The following is a 16,765-nucleotide window of genomic DNA, read 5'->3' on the forward strand; positions in this document are numbered from 1 at the left end:
ACCTTTGCTCGGGCGGCCAGAACGACCGTCCGTCGTCGCTCATCGCCCGGCACGCTTGCGCTGGTAAGTCGCAAGCGCCACCGCGCCGATGAGTATGAGGCCCTGCACCACGAGGCGGACTGGCTGGGCCAGGCCGATCAGGTTGAGCAGGGTGAAAATCGCTTCGAGAGCCAATGCTCCAGCAATGGTTGCCGGCACCGAGCCACGCCCACCAAGCAGTTGCGCCCCGCCGATGACAGCGGCGGTAATCGCCTGGAGTTCGTAGCCGGACCCGATATCGACCGAGACGCCGCCGCGTCCGCCCAGGATCACGCCGGCCAGGACGGCCGTGAGCGCCGAGACGACAAAGGCTGAAATGCGCACGCGCTGCACCGGCACACCGGCCAGCCGCGCCGCTTGCGGATTGTCGCCAATGGCATGCAGCATGCGGCCATAGTTGGTCCGGTGCATGCCCCACCAGAGGATCGTGCCGAAGACGACCAGGCAGATCACCGCGACAGGCAGGATGCCGATGAGCGGCACGTCGCTGATATTGAAGCGGCCGAAGAAGCGGAAAGTATCGGGCAGGTAGCCGCGCGGTGCCCCACCCGACCACATGAAGGCCACGCCATTGAGCGTGATCATCATACCCAGGGTGGCGATCAGCGAGGGTACCTTGAGGTAGCTGACGACGAGGCCGTTAATCAGCCCGACGACCAGCCCGATGCCGAGCATCAGCGGGATGATCCAGTAGGTAGAGTTCGGATCATTGCTGGCCAGCATGGACGAGCCGATCACCGTCAGCGTCAGCGTCATCGTCGAGCCGACGCTGAGATCGAAACCGCCCGAGACGATGACGTAAAGTGCCCCGCCCGACAGGATAGCCAGCGCCGCCACGCGCTTGAGGAAGTTCATGTAGCCGGTCGGTTCGCCGAAAGCCGGATTCATGATGAAAATGGCCAGCAGCAAGGCCACGACCAGAACATAGACCGGATTGACCCCGGGCAAGCGGCGCCTGGAGACCTCTGGGCGGGCGGCGGTTTGCTCGGTCATGCCACGGGCCTTTGCGAACGGGCCGCATAGAAGGCGACGGCGGCGATGATGATGATGCCGCGCAGCACCTGCTTCACGAAGGCATCGACGCCGGCCACGTTGAAGATGGAATCGATCAGCGAGAAGATGATGACGCCGGCCATGGTGCCCCAGATGCCGCCGCGTCCGCCAGCCAGCACAGTACCGCCGATGACCACCACGGCGATGGATTCAAGGTCATAGACCCCTTCGGCGCCGATCCATGGGGCGCCCGAACGCAGGCGCGAAGCGAGATAGATGCCGGCAATGGCGGCGCAGAGCGAGCAGATGACATGCGCGCCGATCACCACGCGCGCCGTCTTGATGCCGGCGAGCCGGGCGGCGTCCTGGTTGCCGCCGACCGAATAGATGTCCGAGCCGAAACGGGTGAAGCGCAGCACGAACCAGGCGAGGCCGGCCAGGGCAAACATGAAGATGAGCGAATAGGGCACGATGCCCACCGAGCCGTAGGCGAAGACCTGGAATTCGGCCGGCACGGCCCCGGCGAAGTTGTTGTAGTAATAGGACAGCACGCCCTGGATGATCAGCGACATGCCGAGCGTGGCGATCAGCGGATTGACCTCGAGCTTGGTGATCACCAACCCGTTGATAAGGCCGACCACCGCCCCCAGCGACAGCACGGCCAAGATCGCTGGCAGCATCATCGACGGCTCGCCATTCATCACCACCGAGGTTACGACGGCGGCCGCGGAGATGACGCTGGCGACGCTGAGATCGATCGAGGCGACCAGGATGGCGAAGGTCTGCCCGATGGCCGTTATGCCCAGGGTGATGGACCGGCCCAGGATTGCCACGAGGTTGTCGAGCGTGAGGAACCGCGTCTGGCCGAGCGCGACGACGAGGACGATATAGATGGCGATCGCGGCGAGCAGCAGGATGGTGGATGCGTGCCGGTCGAAGCGGAAGCGCGGCGGCTTGGACGCCGTCAGGGGCGTGTCGGTCATGCCGCGACTCCTGCCGCTTCGCCCGTGGCCGCCAGCATGAGCTCGGCCTCGGTCGCGGTGCGATCGAACTGGCCGACGATACGTCCATCGCGCATGACGACGATGCGATCGGAGGCACCCAGTATTTCGGGCAGGTCGGAAGAGACCATCATCACCGCGGCGCCGCCACGGGCCAAATCACGCATCAGGTGATAGATGCTCGCCTTGGTATCGACGTCGATGCCGCGCGTCGGCTCGATGAAGATCAGCACCTTGGGACGGAGCGCCAGCCAACGCGCCACGATTGCCTTCTGCTGGTTGCCGCCGGACAGGAACCGCATCTCCTGTTCGTAGGAGGGCGCGCGAACCTTCATCTGGTCGAGCAGGCCGTCCATGCCTTCGATGCCGATGAAGCGATTGCTGTTCCGCCTGCCCAGCGCATGAGCAAAACTGCGTGCGGTCAACATGCCGTTGTCGCGCACTGACTGCATCAGCACGAGCGCGCTCGCCTTGCGATCGCCGGGCAACATGCCGATGCCGGCACGAATGGCGTCGCGTGGAGTGAGCAGGCGCACCGTTTTTCCGTCGAGGGTCATGGTGCCGGCGGTGAGCGGGGCGGCGCCGAAGATGGCCATGGCGAGGGCCGTTCGGCCGGCGCCCTGCAGGCCGGCAAAGCCCACGATCTCTCCCGCGCGCAGCTCCAGATCGATATCGCGGAGGGACGCATTGGATCCGCCTGCGATTGTGAGAACCGGTTTGCCGATCTCTGCCGGCGCCGCCGGCTCCGGATAATATTCGGAGATGTCGCGGCCGACCATGGCGCGCACGATGACTTCCGGGGCCGGAACGGTGTCAAAACTCGCCGTCACTTCGCCATCCTTGATCACCGTGACCCGGTTTGCGATCCGCGTGACTTCGCGCATGCGGTGCGTGATGTAGACGATCGCTGTTCCCGACGCCCGCAGACGATCGACCAGCGCGAACAGCACCTCGCATTCGGCCTCGTTGAGCGCAGCGGTCGGCTCGTCCATGACGATGACCTTTGCATTGAGTGAGATCGCCTTGGCGATCTCGACCATTTGCTGGCTGGCGACATCGAGATCGGCGACCAGAGTCTCCGGCTTGATGCGATGCCGGATACCGAACAGAGCGAGGACGCGCTGCGTCTCGGTGATCATGGCACGACTGTCGATGATGCCGTTCTTCAGTGGCTCGCGGCCGAGAAAGAGGTTCTGCGCGACTGTCCGCTCCCGCAGCAGCGAGAATTCCTGATAGATCACCGAAATACCGGCCAACAGCGCGTTTTGCGGATGGCTGAAGTGCTGCGCTTTACCGTCGATCAGCACCTCGCCGGCATCGGGGCGATAGACGCCGGACAGGATCTTGATAAGCGTCGACTTGCCCGCGCCGTTTTCGCCGCAAAGGGCATGCACCTCGCCCCTGGCGCAGGCAAAGGATACGCCCCGCAGCGCTTTCACGCCGGGAAACGACTTTGAGATTCCGCGCATCTCGATAACGGGGGCGTCGATCATGCAGCGAGGTCCCTCCCTGCCGCGTCCCAAGTCCGGCGGATAAACGCGGCGCTTTCGGAAAACAGCGTATCATAGTCGGGGAACAAGGGACGCCAAACTCGCGTCGCAGCCGCGATTGCCGGCAGGCCAGCGCCGAATGCTTCCAGCGTTACCCAGCCATCGTAACCGGAGCGTCTTACCGCCCCCATGATGGCCGCAAAGTCGATATGGCCGCGCCCTGGAATGCCGCGATCGTTCTCCGAAATGTGAACGATCCCGACATGTGGCGCGACCGTCTCATAGGCTTCGACCTGGTTGCGATCCTCGATATTGGCGTGGAACGTGTCGTACATGATCCGCAATGCCGGATGGTCGACGCGGCGCGCGTAGTCGCGGCATTGCACGGTGGTATTGAGGAAATAGGTCTCGAAGCGGTTGAGGTGTTCAAGGCTGAGATAGATCCCATTGGCCTCGGCGCGTTCGGCGAGTGCGCGATGCGCCTCCGCCCCATAGGACAGCTCGCTTTCGGTCGGTCCTGTGCCGGTAAAATGCCCGATGGGCGCATGGATTGGCCCGCCGACGCTCTGGGCGCCGAGCGCGATCGCGCAATCCAGCGCCCAGTGCAGGTGCTTGCGGCCCTGGGCGCGAATAGTGGCGTCGGACGAGATCGGGCTGAGATCGGGGGTGGGAATGATCGACGTCGTGCAACGTTCAAGCCCGATCGCATCCAATTCTCGGGCCAGCCAGGCATAATGCACAGGATCGCCGGACAGGACGGGCACTTCGACGCCGTCATAGCCGAGCGCCTTAATCTGCCGGATCGCTGGTAGGTGCGCCTCGGTCACGAAATCGGTCAAGCACAGCAGGTTGATGCCGAGCTTCATGGCTTACCCCTCGACCCGGCCATACGGTCGAAACGCCTTGAGGTACGTGCAACAACCGTGGCAGCGCACCCTGTCGGCGGATTTCGAACGTTGCCGAAGACCGGCGCCGGACAAACTCCTCCACAATCCTGCAAGTCAGGCCGGCGGCGCTGTTCGCCGCTCTGGTTGACTTGTGGATGTTCCACTCTCTAGCTTGGTGGCAGGGAGCAGAACGCGACGATCATGGCGCACCGGCGCACGACGCGCGTTCGAATGACAACACTGGTAGAATTTATACAGGGATGAGGCGATGAACGGATCAGAGCGTTTGCATGCGGTATCGCGACCGGCGGTCTTCACCGAGCCAGGCGCGCTGATGTATGCGGGCAATTGTGCCGACCTTTACCAGGCATCGCTGGACGGAAAGGTAACGCTCAGCGCCTGGACGCGCCGCAAGTATCCCGGCAAACCTCTGGGCGATGCGCTGCCCCAAGTGCTGTCCGTTGGGGGCTGGGACGCCGCCAATTCGCAGGACTGGGGGCTAAAGGAGCATTGCAACGAGGGCGTCAAGATCGCCTATCTCGCACGTGGCACCATGGTGCTCAAAGTGGATGGCCAGCGCCATGAATTGAGGAAAGGACAGATGTTCGTCGTCCGGCCCTGGCAATTGCACCAGTTCGGTGATCCGCACGTTTCCGCCAGCCAGATCATCTGGGTTCTGTTCGACGTCGGCGTCCGCCGTCCGCACGAGGATTGGCTGTGGCCGGACTGGATGGCTTGGCCGGAACGCGACACAGCGCGGCTGACCACGATGCTGTCGCGCAACGAACAACACGTATTGACAGCCAGCCGCGACGTCGCCCGCAGTTTTCACGATATTGCCGACATCGTTGCCGGGGATGATATTCCCGGCAGCGAAACCCGGCTGCGCCTGCAGATCTCGCTGATGCTGCTGCAGTTCATGGAGCAACTGGAGCACCAGTCCCCGATGCTCGATGAAGACCTGGCGAGCTCCAAACGCACGGTGCAGATTTTTCTCGACCGCCTGCCGCACGCGCTGGACGAACCATGGACGCTTGAGAACATGGCAGCCGAATGCAGCCTGTCGCGCACCCAGTTCTCCCAGCATTGTCAGTCCCTGACCAACATGACGCCGGTTCGCTACCTGCAGATGGTGCGGCTCGAGGCGGGCAAGAAATGGCTGGCCGAGCGCGCCACCGCCACGGTGACCGAAATCGCCCTCGAATGCGGCTTCTCATCCAGCCAATATTTCGCCACCTGCTACAAACGCCGCTTCGGCTTCTCCCCGCAACAAACTCGGCCATAGCTCAGCGCGCGATGCGATGCCTCGCTAGACTGCGTGCTGGGCCATAAGTCTGAGACTTCGGTGAGGGCGGCTTCAAAATGCATGTGCGCCCACTTCTGACACACGCGCCTATTTAGCCGGCGGCTTTCAGGACTCGATCAGGTTTCGTGAACGTCTGAAAGGGTCGCGCAAGCGCGCATTCCCAACAGTTGCCATTCTTGGCTATGATGTTGAGGAAGTCCCGATTTCGCCGTAGCGCGGGCGTTCAACCTACCGGCCACAACTCCGAGCGCCGTCAGCTTTCCTCGTCGTCCTCGACGTCGGTCAGATAGACGGAGATTTCGATGTCGATGCCGTGCCCGGCAATTGCTGCGGCTACATGGGCTGGCAGCCGGGCCGACATGGCTTCCCCATGCTCGGGATAGTCGAATGCGATGTCGAGTACGGCCTTGCCGATGCGCCGGTCTTCCAGCATGGCCGCTATCGGCGAGCCCGAGCGTTCCGCCAGTTCCAGCAGCGCGCGCACCGGATTGTTCACCGGCACATCGACTTGCGCATAAAAGCTCTGCTCAGCGTCTTCCGGCTCATAACGGCTGGTGAGTTGCTTGAGGGCAACGTCCAGATCCTGCTGGTTGAGCGTCACCCCGGAAAGGCGCAGCGCCATGGCAAAGGGCGCAAACTGACTCACGGGATTCGTCCTGCGGTAGCGGCGAACAAGGCAATGGCGGCCGCATTGGAGACGTTCAGCGACTTGATCGGGCCGGGCATGTCGAGCTTGACCATTTCGTCGCATAGCTCGCGCGTGCGCTGGCGCAAGCCTTTACCTTCGGCGCCCATGACAATCGCCAGTGGCTGATCGTCCGTTCTGGGCTTCAGCTGCTGCTCGGATTCTGAATCAAAACCCAGCACCAACATGCCGCGATCCTTGAGCTTTTGTAGCGCGTCCCCAAGGTTGCGAACCTCGATCATGGGTACGAGATCGAGCGCGCCAGAAGCCGATTTAGCCATCACGCCCGTTTCCCGCGGTGAATGGCGCGCCGTGGTGATGACTGCATCGGCCCCGAATGCACATGCGGTGCGCAAGATGGCGCCGACATTATGCGGATCGGTGATCTGGTCCAGCACGACCACCAGCCGCAACGGCTTGATGTCGTCGAGGCCGAACCGGCTGACCGGGTCCACTTCCAGTGCAGCGCCCTGATGTACAGCGTCGTCGCCCAGCAGGCGGTCCAGTTCCTTGGGCGTGGTTTCCTTGACGGTCACCTTGCCGATCTCACCGGTCTCCTTGAGCCGCATCAACGCATTGGGCGTCGCCAGCAGGACCTTCTTGATGCGATTCTTGTTATCCAGCGCGGCACGCACGGTGTGCAACCCGTAAAGGTACACCGGGCCGTCATCGGGATTGTAGCGGGGCTTGGGCGGAAATTTGTTGAAGCTCATTGCCGAGCCCTACCGCCTTTGCGCGAGGCCAGCAAGCGGCATGCTTGCAGTGCTTCTGTGCGGCTTGTCACGGGGGCTAGAGGAGGAAACGGGCGACGCCAAGAACAAACAGGGCCAATAAGAGCCAGGCGACGATCAAGCAACCAACAACGATCCATCCGCGGGGCAGCCGGCGCGTATCACTGAAAACCCGCGACCGAAGCATGTAGTCCACGAACTTGGCCATCATGCACCTCCCAACAACGCGACCTTTGGTTCTGCGCCGTTGAGAGCGTATCGATGCCCAAACTTTGGGCAAGGCAGGTCGTGTACCTAAGCCGAAATGATCAAACAGCTATAATCCGGTCTATGACCGGCAGGTCAAACGAGCGAGATGGCGAAATTGTGGTGGCTTGCCCAAGCTCAAATGTCGCGCGGGATCAGTACGCGGCGAAGAACGATGGTAGAGGGGACTGGACTGCAAGACTCTTTGCTCTCCAACGTCTTGGCTTGGCTAACCTACCTTAAACCGCACATTGAACCAGAACGGCTTTTTGCCAGTGTTGGCTAACTCCCGCCGATCGATTTCATGGCCGATCCGCTAGGCGCTTTTGGTCTGCTGCCTTCGTGTCGCGTGTTGATTGGGCTGCGCCGGCAGCCTGATCGATTGGCTTAGATCGAAGTAGTAGCTGAATAGCGGACGCGCGACTAACCAGTGTTATATTTCTAACTTCATCAACATGTCAGCTTCCAGTCAGTCAAGTAAGCGTAGAGTGCTTGGAAAGGAGGCGGGATGCACAAGAATTTACTAAGGTACCCTCCGATAAAAGCCGGCATCGCCGTATCCATGGCGGTGGCAGTATCTATCACGGCATTTGCGATACTCGCCTCTGTCGAGATGGCGCTTCATTGGCCTACCGGCTTTGCAGTTGCAGTTTTCGCGGGTTTGCTGGCCGGCATCTATGTGGAGTTTTGGGTGTTCCCAAAGATCCGGGCAAAGCGCGAGGCGCTGATCCAGGAGGCGGTTTCTCAACGGTGTGGGCGGACGGAATAAGCACCGAACTTCCTGCTCGTATTGCTAGTTCGCGCCGGCCTCAGATGGCGGCATCTCGACCAAAGCGATGTACTGGGCGATCAGCGCTCGACCGCTCCGCGCTATGTGGATCTTGGCAGGCGAGCCCATCGGGGTCATACCAACACCGCCCCGGCGACGTCGCCGAAACTGTGTAACAACCTGTTCAATATCGATTTTGCGAGAAGCCCGGTTTTGTTGGCCTTTGGGCTTATCCGGGTGGGCGATGGTGGAGGGGACTGGATTCGAACCAGTGTACGCTAAGCGGTCAGATTTACAGTCTGATGGATTTAACCACTCTCCCACCCCTCCACTACAACGTCGCTTGGGTAGGAAACGAAGCGCAATAGCGCGTCGTCGGGGCGGTTTATGGTGGGCAGATGACAGTGTGTCAACACCCCTTTGCCAAACCACGCCAGATTTCCAAGCTAAGTTCGCTGCCAAGATGCCGGGCAGTGCAAAAAACTGCGCGGCCACCGCGACCCATTCCCGCAAGGGGTTGCCTTCAATGGCGAACTCGCGCTAATGCCAGTGGCGTCGGTCACCGACCGGGCGGGTATAGCTCAGTGGTAGAGCAGCAGCCTTCCAAGCTGACTATGCGGGTTCGATTCCCGCTACCCGCTCCAGTTCTCCTCATTCAAATGATAGCCGTTCTTGTTCACCGCTATCGATCCGTCGCGACTGCCCGTTGGGCCTCGTATGCTCGCTGGTATGCCGGCCTCGCCTCGGCCCGTGCGACATAGGCAGCAAGATTTGGATATTCTTCCAGGAGATTGCTCCCCTCCAGGCGGCGTAGCACCAGCACCATCAACAGATCGCCTGCGCTGAAGGAGCCATCCAGCCAACCGGCGTCGCCGAGCCGGTCTGAGAGTTCGCCTAGCCGCTGGCGGATGCGTTCGTCCATGAGAGGCAGACGTTGCGCGTGCCAAGGTTTGTCGCGCTCGGCGTACGAGACCTGTTCGCGTTCGACGATCGGCGGCTCGATGGTGTTCAGTGCGGCGAACATCCAGGCAATCGCGCGTGCCCGGGCGTTCGGCTCCTCCGGTAGCAGTCCCGCGTGGTGCTGGGCAATGTGGAGGATGATCGCGCCGGATTCAAACAACACAAGATCGCCTTCTTCATAGGTCGGGATTTGACCGAAGGGATGAAGCGCCAGGTGTTCCGGTTCTTTCATCTGGGTGAACGATACAAGACGAACATCATAGGGTTGGCCGGTTTCCTCAAGCGCCCAGCGCACGCGCATGTCGCGTGCCAGCCCCATGCCGCCGTCGGGTGATCGTTCAAAAGCGGTGATGGTGGGGATCATCAACGGGTTCCGAAGCAGAATGTTCTTCTGGCGCTTTGGACGTTGCCCGCTAAATTGATGCGTCGCGCCCCTGATCGGGCAAACTGCGGGCAGGAATAGGGCTGTTTGATGACATGCGCGGCGCGCATCTCAGCGTCACCCCAAGTCCGGTTGACCCCCTCGCGCTGGCATCCTCAAGTGTCCGTTCATTCTCGTCGCTTTGGTGGGAGTGCCCGTGCATCGTTCCGCTGCATGCGGGGCGAACTGCTGCAGATTGCGGCTCGCCCGGTATGCGGCATGGCGCTGTTTGGGACAGGAGACGCTCGTTGCCAAGAATATTGTACCTCGTTCACAACCTTTCAGATCCGGCTGTTGGGCGGCGTGTGGCCATGTTCCAGCAGGGCGGAGCCGAGGTCGAGGTCGCCGGGTTCCGGCGTGGCGATGCGCCCCCTCCAGCGCTGCCGCTCGAAACCGTAATCGAACTCGATGTCACCCATGATGGGCGCATGCTGCACCGTCTGGGCGCGACGCTTGGAGCGGCCTGGCGGGGGCCGGAATGGGCGAAGCCGCTTCGGCGGCCGGACATCATCGTAGCTCGCAATCTTGAAATGCTCGGCATCGCCAACCGGCTGCTCGGGCTTTGGGGCCGCGCCCCATCATTGGTCTATGAGTGCCTCGATATTCACCGGTTGATGTTGCGCCCGGACTTGGCCGGGCAGGCGATGCGGGCCGTCGAGCAGCGCCTGATGCGCCATGTCGACCTTCTCATCACCAGTTCACCGGCCTTCCTGCGCAATCATTTCGACAACAATCGCGCGCCCCCATCGCTACTGGTCGAGAACAAGGTTTTTGCCCCGGACCTTCGGGAGCCAGGGTTAAACCCAGCTTTGATTGAGGACAGCGAACCCATCCGTATCGGCTGGTTCGGCGCGCTGCGCTGCAGCAAGTCGCTCGCAGCGCTGGATGCCTTGTCCCGGCATTTCGACGGACAGGTCGAGGTCTCATTGCGGGGCCGCCCGGCACTGACGGAGTTCGAAGATTTCCACGGTGTCACCGCAGCCTCGCCGCATCTCAATTACGAGGGAACTTTCCGATACCCCGACGATCTCGCGCCGATGTACTCGGCCGTGCATTTCGTCTGGGCGATCGACTTCTTCGAAGCGGGTCTCAACTCGGACTGGCTGCTGCCCAACCGGCTTTATGAGGGATGCCTGAACGGCGCGATTCCCATCGCACTGGCGGGTACCGAGACGGCAGCCTTCATCGAGCGGCTGGGCATCGGGATCGTGGTACCCGACATTTCGCAGCAGACGCTGATCGATCTGTTCGAGGGGATGTCGGCCGGCCGCATTGGCGAGTTGGCTGCGGCCGTGGCCAGGCAGGACAACACAATTTTCCGCTGCGGCACGCAGGAATGCGTCGATCTGGTCGCCCGGCTTTCACAATTCAAATCTGCCAAGCCACAATTGGAGGTCGCTGCATGAGTGCGCGCACCATCGTCATCGTTCCCACGCTCAATGAGGCGCGACACATTGGCGGACTGCTGCAAGCCCTACTGGTGGAGGCCGAAGCATTGGACGCCCGTATCGTGGTGGCCGATGGCGGCAGCACCGATGGAACAATCGATATCGTAGCGGCTATTGCGATTAGTGCCCCGCGCGTGGTGCTGATCCATAACCCGCAGCGCATTCAGAGTGCTGCCATCAACCTGGCAGTCGAGCAATTTGGCGACGGCGCGGAGTATTTCATCCGGATCGACGCCCATGGCGCCTATCCGGCCAATTACTGCCGCACCCTGGTTGCCGAGGCGCAGGAGCGGCAGGTGAGCAGCGTGGTGGTGCCGATGACCACGGTGGGCTTGGCATCGTTCCAGCGCGCCGTGGCCACGGCGCAAAATTCGGCAATCGGAACGGGTGGTTCCGCGCACCGTACGGGCAAGGGGCAGGGGCCGGTGGACCATGGCCACCATGCGCTGATGCGGGTCGATGCCTTCCGCAGCGTGGGTGGATATGACCAGACGTTCCGCTTCAACGAGGATGCGGAACTCGATTTTCGGCTGCGCCAGGCCGGCAATACGATCTGGCTGACCAACCGCACGGCGATGACCTATTATCCGCGCTCAACGGCAGCGGGCCTGTTCCGGCAGTATTTCGGCTATGGCGGGGGCAGGGCGCGCAACATCCTGAAGCACCGGATGCGTCCGCGCCTGCGCCAAATGGCGCCCCTGGCCATATTGCCGGTCGTGCTGCTCGCAGCGCTCTCGATCTGGCATTGGGGCTTTCTCGTGCCGCTGGCGCTCTGGGGCGTCGGCTGCATTGCCCTCGGCGTGCATGCGGCGAGGAAGCACTATCCAGAATATGGCATGCCCATGGTGCTGTCGCCCCTGGTTGGGCTTGCGGCCATGATCATGCACTTTGCCTGGTCGTCCGGGTTTTGGGCACATCTGGCGCAGCGCTCGTTCCGGCGCGGGACGGTGTAGCCCATGGCCAGCGTTGATATCTGCATCTGCACCTTCCGGCGGGCTTTCCTGGCTCAAACTCTCCAGTCCATCGCGCGTATGGACAATGGCGGGCACGCGATCCGTGTGATTATTGCCGACAATGACCACGATCCATCCGCCCGCGATCTGGTTGAGGGCATGCGCGAGCAACTGCCGTTCCCGCTCATTTATGTACATGCCCCGGCCGCCAATATCTGCATCGCCCGCAATGCCTGTCTCGATCACGCGGAAGCCGAGTTCATCGCCTTCGTGGATGACGATGAAGTGGCGACGCCCGGCTGGCTTACCGGACTGGTCGGCAAGGCCCAAGCAAGCGGGGCTGCAGCGGTGTTGGGCCCAGTGCGGGCTATCTATCGCCCGGATGCGCCGCGCTGGATGGTCGAGGGCGATTTCCACTCGACCTTCCCCGTCTTCGTCAATGGCGCGATCCGCACGGGCTATACCTGCAACGTGCTGGTCCGCTGGAACGAGAGTTATCGCAAGCTGCGCTTCGACCCGGCACTGGGCAAGTCCGGCGGAGAGGATACCGCGTTTTTCTATCAACTGACTGCCTTGGGCGGCACGATCGATTATGCCCCCGATGCCCTGGTGGACGAGCCGGTTCCGGCGGAGCGCGCCAGCATGGATTGGTTGGTGCGCCGGCGCCTGCGGTTTGGGCAGACCCATGGCATGCTGCAATCGGGGTCGCGCGCCAAGGCGCTGGCCATCGTTGGCGCCAAGATCGCCTTCTGCGGCGCCATGACGGCGCTGACCACATTTTCACCTGTCCTGCGGCGGAGGAACTGGCTGCGGGCAGTTCTCCATCTGGGCGTGGCTGGGGGCATCCTCGGGGTGCGCCAGGCAACCCATTACGGACATTCGACGCCCTCGTGAGCGTCTCCTTCTTCTTGCCGACCATATTGGCGGAGTGCATGCATGCTTGAAAAATCTGGCTTTCTGGAACCACTGGCGCCCAAGTCGTCGGACCTCAAGACGATCGACCTCGAGCGGGTGCTTTCGCTGCTGCGCCGTCAGTCGCTCGTTCTTGGGCTGTGTATCGGGTTGGCGCTGCTGCTGGCGGCATTCTATCTGACGCTGGCGCCGCGCAACTACATGTCGGCTGGCCAGGTGCTGCTGGACCGTAACCTGGAGCAGGCTGCGGGTGAGGGTGGCACGGTGACCAGCAGCGTTGACATGGAAGCCCAGGTGCTCAACCAGATCGAAGTGCTCCGCTCCAGCCGCGTCGCTGCCGCGGTGGCGCAGGCGGAGAACCTGATGACCGATCAGGAGTTCCTCAATCCGCCGCCTTCGTTCAGCCAGCGCGTGCGCGGCCTCATTCCCTTCATGAGCACGGAACGCCCGACCGATCTGGAGGCAAGTCTCGACGAAGTCGTGGGCATGCTGCGATCCAATGTGCAGGTTGATCGCATGGGACGCAGTTCGATCATTCGCATCGGCTATGAAGCCGCGACGCCCGAACTGGCACAACGCATTGCCCAGGCCTATGCCGAGGCGCTGCTGCAGGACCAGCTCAATGCGGAGCTGGAAGCGACCAGCGCAGCGTCGGACTGGCTGCAGCAGCGGTTGGCCGAAATCGGTGAAAGCCAGCGCCAGGCCAGCCTTGCCATCGAGAATTACCGCCGGCAAACCGGTCTTTCCGTAGGGCAGGACCGGAATCTGACGACCAAGCGCATCGAGAGCCTGTCCGAGCAACTGGCCGAGGCGCAGGCTGAGGCGGCCCGGCTGCGGGCTCTGTCCGGACAATTGGAAACCATCGTTGCCGCAGGGCCGGAGTCTGCCTCCAGCAATGTGTCGCTATTGAGCGACACGGCGGCCGATCCGGCTGAAATCGCGGCGCTGCGCACGCAGTCGGCGGCACTGATCAGCCGTATCGGCGAGGTCGAGGCCAATTTTGGCGAGGACCACCCGCAATTGCAGACGCTCCGCGCCGGGCAAGCGAGCCTTAACAGCCGCATCTATGCCCTGCTGCAGAACCTCGACCAGCAATACCGCACCCAGCTTTCCATCGCCGTACAGCAGGAAGCCGGCCTGCGCCGCGATATCGACGCCGAAGGCCAGAGCGCCGGCTCGATCAGCCAGGAGCAGGTGCGGCTCAATGAGCTGCAGCAACGCTCCGACGCACTGCGCTCGCTCTATAACAGCTATCTGCTGCGCTATGAGGAATCGGTGCAGCGCCAGAGCTTCCCGATCCCGTCCATTCGGATCGTGACGGACGCCTTGCTGCCCGAGCAGCCATCGAGCCCCAAGATCCTGGTGATCCTGGCCGCGGCCTTTATCGCCGGCTCGTTCCTTGGGGCCCTGGTGGGCACGTTCAACGAACTGCGCGAAAGCGGCTTCCGCATCGGCTCCCAGGTGCGCCGCCATCTGGGGCTGCGGTTCCTGGGCTATGTTCCCAAGCTGCAGATCGACGCGAGCGCTCCGCCAGCCGATCGGCGCCGGGCCGTTCGCACCCTGATCCGCAGTGCTACCGGCCGGCGCATCGGCCGGCGTTGGGGCGGGCCCTACATGGAAACGCTCAAGGCCGCGCGCCTCGTGCTGCAGCCGATGGCCGATCGCGGCACAACGGTGGTCGGCGTCTTGTCCGCACTGCCTGGCGAGGGCAAATCGACCTTTGCCGCGTCGTTCTCCGAGATGCTGGCGGCCTCCGGCTCGCGCGTCCTCGTGATCGATGCCGACGAGAACGCACCGCAGGACCGCTCAAATCGTATCATGCCATCGCAGATGGGTGATTGGCGCGCGGCGACGACCACCGATAACGAGACCGGCATCGTGACGCTCCCAGCTGCAGCGCCCGAAGCGGGAGCAGGGGACTTGTCCGGTGCAGCCATGCAGAAGGTGCTGAATGAAGCTCGCGGGCAGTTCGACTACGTCATCATCGACTTGCCCGCGCTGGGCATGGTGATCGATGCGCTGGCCGTCCTGCCGCTCACGGATGGTAGCATTCTAGTTACCGAATGGGGCAAGACGCCTCGTCGGCTACTGACCGGATTGATGGAGCGGGAGCCGGAACTGGCTGACTATATCGCCGGCGTGGTGCTCAACAATGTGGACCTCAACGCCCTGCCGAAATTCACCGATGCCGGTGGGCTGGAGCGGTTCGCCTACAACGCCGAACAGCGGATGGAGGCGGCGCCCAACTAGGGCGCCGTCCACTCATGGTTATTCAGCGGCGATTCTGAAGCCTTCGGTCAGCGTCTCGTTCAGGCCCAGCCGGGCGAGCGCCGCCAGGAAGTCGTCGCCGATATCTTCGCGATCCAGCGCATAGGCCACGTTGGCGGTGAGGAAGCCGATCTTGGAGCCGCAGTCGAAGGACTGGCCGTCATACTTGACGCCGGTGAAATTCTGCTGCGTCATCAATGTCTGCATGGCATCGGTGATCTGGATTTCGCCACCGGCGCCGCGCGGCTGGTCCGCCAGCAGGTTGAATACCTCCGGCTGCAGAATGTAGCGGCCCGAGATGATGAGGTTGGATGGCGCATCCGCCACTGCAGGTTTTTCGACCATGCCATTGATGCGGAAGCTTTTATCGTCGCCTTCGCCGCGCCCTACAACGCCGTAGGAGGATACCTCGGCCATGGGCACTTCCTCGACCGCGACGACATTGCCGCCGGTGGCTTCGTAGGTATCCATCATCTGCTTGAGCACGCCGCGCTCGGCCTTGAACAGCATGTCTGGCAGAAGCAGGGCGAAGGGTTGATCCCCCACGATATCGCGGGCGCACCATACTGCGTGGCCGAGCCCCAGGGGCTCTTGTTGCCGGGTGAAGCTGGTGCGGCCGGCCGAGGGCAGGTCGCGCTGCAGTTCACGCAATATGCCGGTCTTGCCGCGAACCTCTAGCGTCGCTTCGAGCTCGAACTGGCGGTCGAAATGGTCTTCGATGACACCCTTGTTTCGGCCGGTCACGAAAACGAAGTGCGTGATTCCCGCCTCGCGCGCTTCATCCACCGCATATTGGATCAGCGGACGATCGACGACTGTGAGCATCTCTTTGGGCATGGCCTTCGTCGCAGGCAAGAAACGGGTTCCCAGTCCTGCAACGGGAAATACGGCAGTCGTTACACGTTTTGGCAATTCACTCTCCTTGAAATGAGAAAACGAGTGAATTGGACCATGACCCGGCAAGTCCAGCCACCTAAAATTGCTGGTGAAGCTGCATGGCTCGATTGCAGATATGCTGTTGATCTTGCTTGCCCAGCTTCAACGTGATTAGGTCAGATTTTAGCCGTATTGTCACGGCTCTGTCATGTTTTCTTTCAAGTTGATCTAAGAACTTTACAGTAAATTCGAGTTGGCAGCCCCAGTTCCAAGTAGATGAACGGCCCGGAGAGAACAGGCGGGGCGCTTCCTCAACGCAGACGTGATCGAAGGTCCTATTTGCCCTTTGGCGTGAGGGTTGTATTTACCCGAAGTTGGTAGAGAGTTGTGGGGCGCTGAGGGTGTCCGGCAGAAGATAGGCCAGCTATCGCTGCCGAGGGCCGTAACGGCGTCGTGGGGAGGTTTTTGTGGAGCCAAAGCTGCCTGATGACGGCCGAGCGCGCGACGCCCGGCTAGTGGCGTCCCCCTCTGCCCGTGATCGTACAACGCTCCCCTGGCCCTGGGGCCTGGTTGCCATCGGCGTCATGGCGCTGGCTTGGGTCGGCATTTACCTGCTGTGGAATGGCGTGGCGTTCCTGTTTGGCTGGTAGGCCGTATCTCAGCTTTTCAGTCCTGCATTATTTGCACGGCTTGGCCGGCTAAGAACAACTCCACAGATAGTCTTTGAGACCTGCCAGAGCCTGGCTCTTTTGACTTTACCCGCTGATTTGCCTATGAATT

General features: G+C 62.0%; 16 protein-coding genes and 2 tRNA genes. 8 read left to right on the top strand and 10 right to left on the bottom strand.

Annotated features, from left to right (window positions below):
- Positions 1–39: 39 nt before the first annotated feature.
- Genes C8264_RS00790 through C8264_RS00805 form a run of 4 tightly spaced genes read right to left on the bottom strand, consistent with a single transcriptional unit; the run spans position 40 to position 4,389 of the window.
- On the bottom strand, positions 40–1,032 hold the full coding sequence (locus C8264_RS00790) for an ABC transporter permease (protein ID WP_108459048.1): 993 nt from the start codon (positions 1,030–1,032) through the stop codon (positions 40–42).
- Positions 1,029–2,015, bottom strand: a complete 987-nt coding sequence (locus C8264_RS00795) for an ABC transporter permease (RefSeq protein WP_108459049.1) — start codon at positions 2,013–2,015, stop codon at positions 1,029–1,031. Before C8264_RS00795 ends, C8264_RS00790 begins: the two co-directional genes overlap by 4 nt.
- On the bottom strand, positions 2,012–3,526 hold the full coding sequence (locus C8264_RS00800) for a sugar ABC transporter ATP-binding protein (protein ID WP_108459050.1): 1,515 nt from the start codon (positions 3,524–3,526) through the stop codon (positions 2,012–2,014). Before C8264_RS00800 ends, C8264_RS00795 begins: the two co-directional genes overlap by 4 nt.
- The gene (locus tag C8264_RS00805) at positions 3,523–4,389 is read right to left on the bottom strand and encodes a sugar phosphate isomerase/epimerase family protein (protein ID WP_108459051.1); all 867 of its coding nucleotides are present in this window, start codon (positions 4,387–4,389) and stop codon (positions 3,523–3,525) included. The genes C8264_RS00800 and C8264_RS00805 overlap by 4 nt, the downstream gene beginning before the upstream one ends.
- A gap of 289 nt (positions 4,390–4,678) precedes the next feature.
- On the opposite strand from C8264_RS00805, the gene C8264_RS00810 reads away from it, so the two are divergent.
- Complete coding sequence (locus C8264_RS00810; RefSeq protein WP_108459052.1) at positions 4,679–5,695, top strand: AraC family transcriptional regulator; 1,017 nt, start codon at positions 4,679–4,681, stop codon at positions 5,693–5,695.
- Between the two features lie 274 nt (positions 5,696–5,969).
- On the opposite strand, the gene C8264_RS00815 is transcribed toward C8264_RS00810, so the two are convergent.
- The 3 genes from C8264_RS00815 to C8264_RS22345 form a co-directional block, all read right to left on the bottom strand.
- Positions 5,970–6,362: a hypothetical protein gene (locus C8264_RS00815; protein ID WP_108459053.1), complete on the bottom strand. Its 393-nt coding sequence runs from the start codon at positions 6,360–6,362 to the stop codon at positions 5,970–5,972.
- Positions 6,359–7,114: a 23S rRNA (guanosine(2251)-2'-O)-methyltransferase RlmB gene (gene rlmB / locus C8264_RS00820; protein ID WP_108459054.1), complete on the bottom strand. Its 756-nt coding sequence runs from the start codon at positions 7,112–7,114 to the stop codon at positions 6,359–6,361. Before rlmB ends, C8264_RS00815 begins: the two co-directional genes overlap by 4 nt.
- A 76-nt stretch (positions 7,115–7,190) precedes the next feature.
- Positions 7,191–7,340: a hypothetical protein gene (locus tag C8264_RS22345; RefSeq protein ID WP_205245591.1), complete on the bottom strand. Its 150-nt coding sequence runs from the start codon at positions 7,338–7,340 to the stop codon at positions 7,191–7,193.
- A gap of 546 nt (positions 7,341–7,886) precedes the next feature.
- Between C8264_RS22345 and C8264_RS00825 the strand changes: the two genes are divergently transcribed.
- Complete coding sequence (locus tag C8264_RS00825; protein ID WP_108459055.1) at positions 7,887–8,147, top strand: hypothetical protein; 261 nt, start codon at positions 7,887–7,889, stop codon at positions 8,145–8,147.
- Positions 8,148–8,392: 245 nt separating this feature from the next.
- On the opposite strand, the gene C8264_RS00830 is transcribed toward C8264_RS00825, so the two are convergent.
- A tRNA-Tyr gene (locus C8264_RS00830) sits at positions 8,393–8,477 on the bottom strand.
- 240 nt (positions 8,478–8,717) lie between these two features.
- Between C8264_RS00830 and C8264_RS00835 the strand changes: the two genes are divergently transcribed.
- Positions 8,718–8,791 (top strand) — tRNA-Gly (locus tag C8264_RS00835).
- 38 nt (positions 8,792–8,829) lie between these two features.
- Here C8264_RS00835 and C8264_RS00840 read toward each other — a convergent pair.
- Positions 8,830–9,471 carry a glutathione S-transferase family protein gene (locus C8264_RS00840; protein WP_108459056.1) on the bottom strand — a complete coding sequence of 214 codons (642 nt, stop codon included), beginning with the start codon at positions 9,469–9,471 and terminating at the stop codon, positions 8,830–8,832.
- 305 nt (positions 9,472–9,776) lie between these two features.
- On the opposite strand from C8264_RS00840, the gene C8264_RS22005 reads away from it, so the two are divergent.
- The 4 genes from C8264_RS22005 to C8264_RS00855 are packed head-to-tail and all read left to right on the top strand — an operon-like array spanning position 9,777 to position 15,091.
- Positions 9,777–10,934, top strand: a complete 1,158-nt coding sequence (locus tag C8264_RS22005) for a glycosyltransferase (protein WP_162783389.1) — start codon at positions 9,777–9,779, stop codon at positions 10,932–10,934.
- Positions 10,931–11,929 (top strand): glycosyltransferase family 2 protein, encoded by a 999-nt coding sequence (locus tag C8264_RS22010; protein ID WP_162783390.1) that lies wholly within the window; start codon positions 10,931–10,933, stop codon positions 11,927–11,929. Before C8264_RS22005 ends, C8264_RS22010 begins: the two co-directional genes overlap by 4 nt.
- 3 nt (positions 11,930–11,932) lie before the next feature.
- On the top strand, positions 11,933–12,823 hold the full coding sequence (locus C8264_RS00850; RefSeq protein ID WP_108459057.1) for a glycosyltransferase family 2 protein: 891 nt from the start codon (positions 11,933–11,935) through the stop codon (positions 12,821–12,823).
- Between the two features lie 42 nt (positions 12,824–12,865).
- Positions 12,866–15,091 carry a Wzz/FepE/Etk N-terminal domain-containing protein gene (locus tag C8264_RS00855; protein ID WP_108459058.1) on the top strand — a complete coding sequence of 742 codons (2,226 nt, stop codon included), beginning with the start codon at positions 12,866–12,868 and terminating at the stop codon, positions 15,089–15,091.
- A gap of 18 nt (positions 15,092–15,109) precedes the next feature.
- Here C8264_RS00855 and galU read toward each other — a convergent pair whose 3' ends face one another.
- Complete coding sequence (gene galU, locus C8264_RS00860; protein ID WP_108459059.1) at positions 15,110–16,021, bottom strand: UTP--glucose-1-phosphate uridylyltransferase GalU; 912 nt, start codon at positions 16,019–16,021, stop codon at positions 15,110–15,112.
- 431 nt (positions 16,022–16,452) lie between these two features.
- Between galU and C8264_RS00865 the strand changes: the two genes are divergently transcribed.
- Entirely contained in the window at positions 16,453–16,635 is a 183-nt protein-coding gene (locus C8264_RS00865; protein ID WP_108459060.1) for a hypothetical protein, read from the top strand.
- The last annotated feature ends 130 nt before the right edge of the window (positions 16,636–16,765 follow it).

The sequence above is a fragment of the Devosia naphthalenivorans genome, from assembly GCF_003056355.1.
Lineage (GTDB): Bacteria > Pseudomonadota > Alphaproteobacteria > Rhizobiales > Devosiaceae > Devosia > Devosia naphthalenivorans.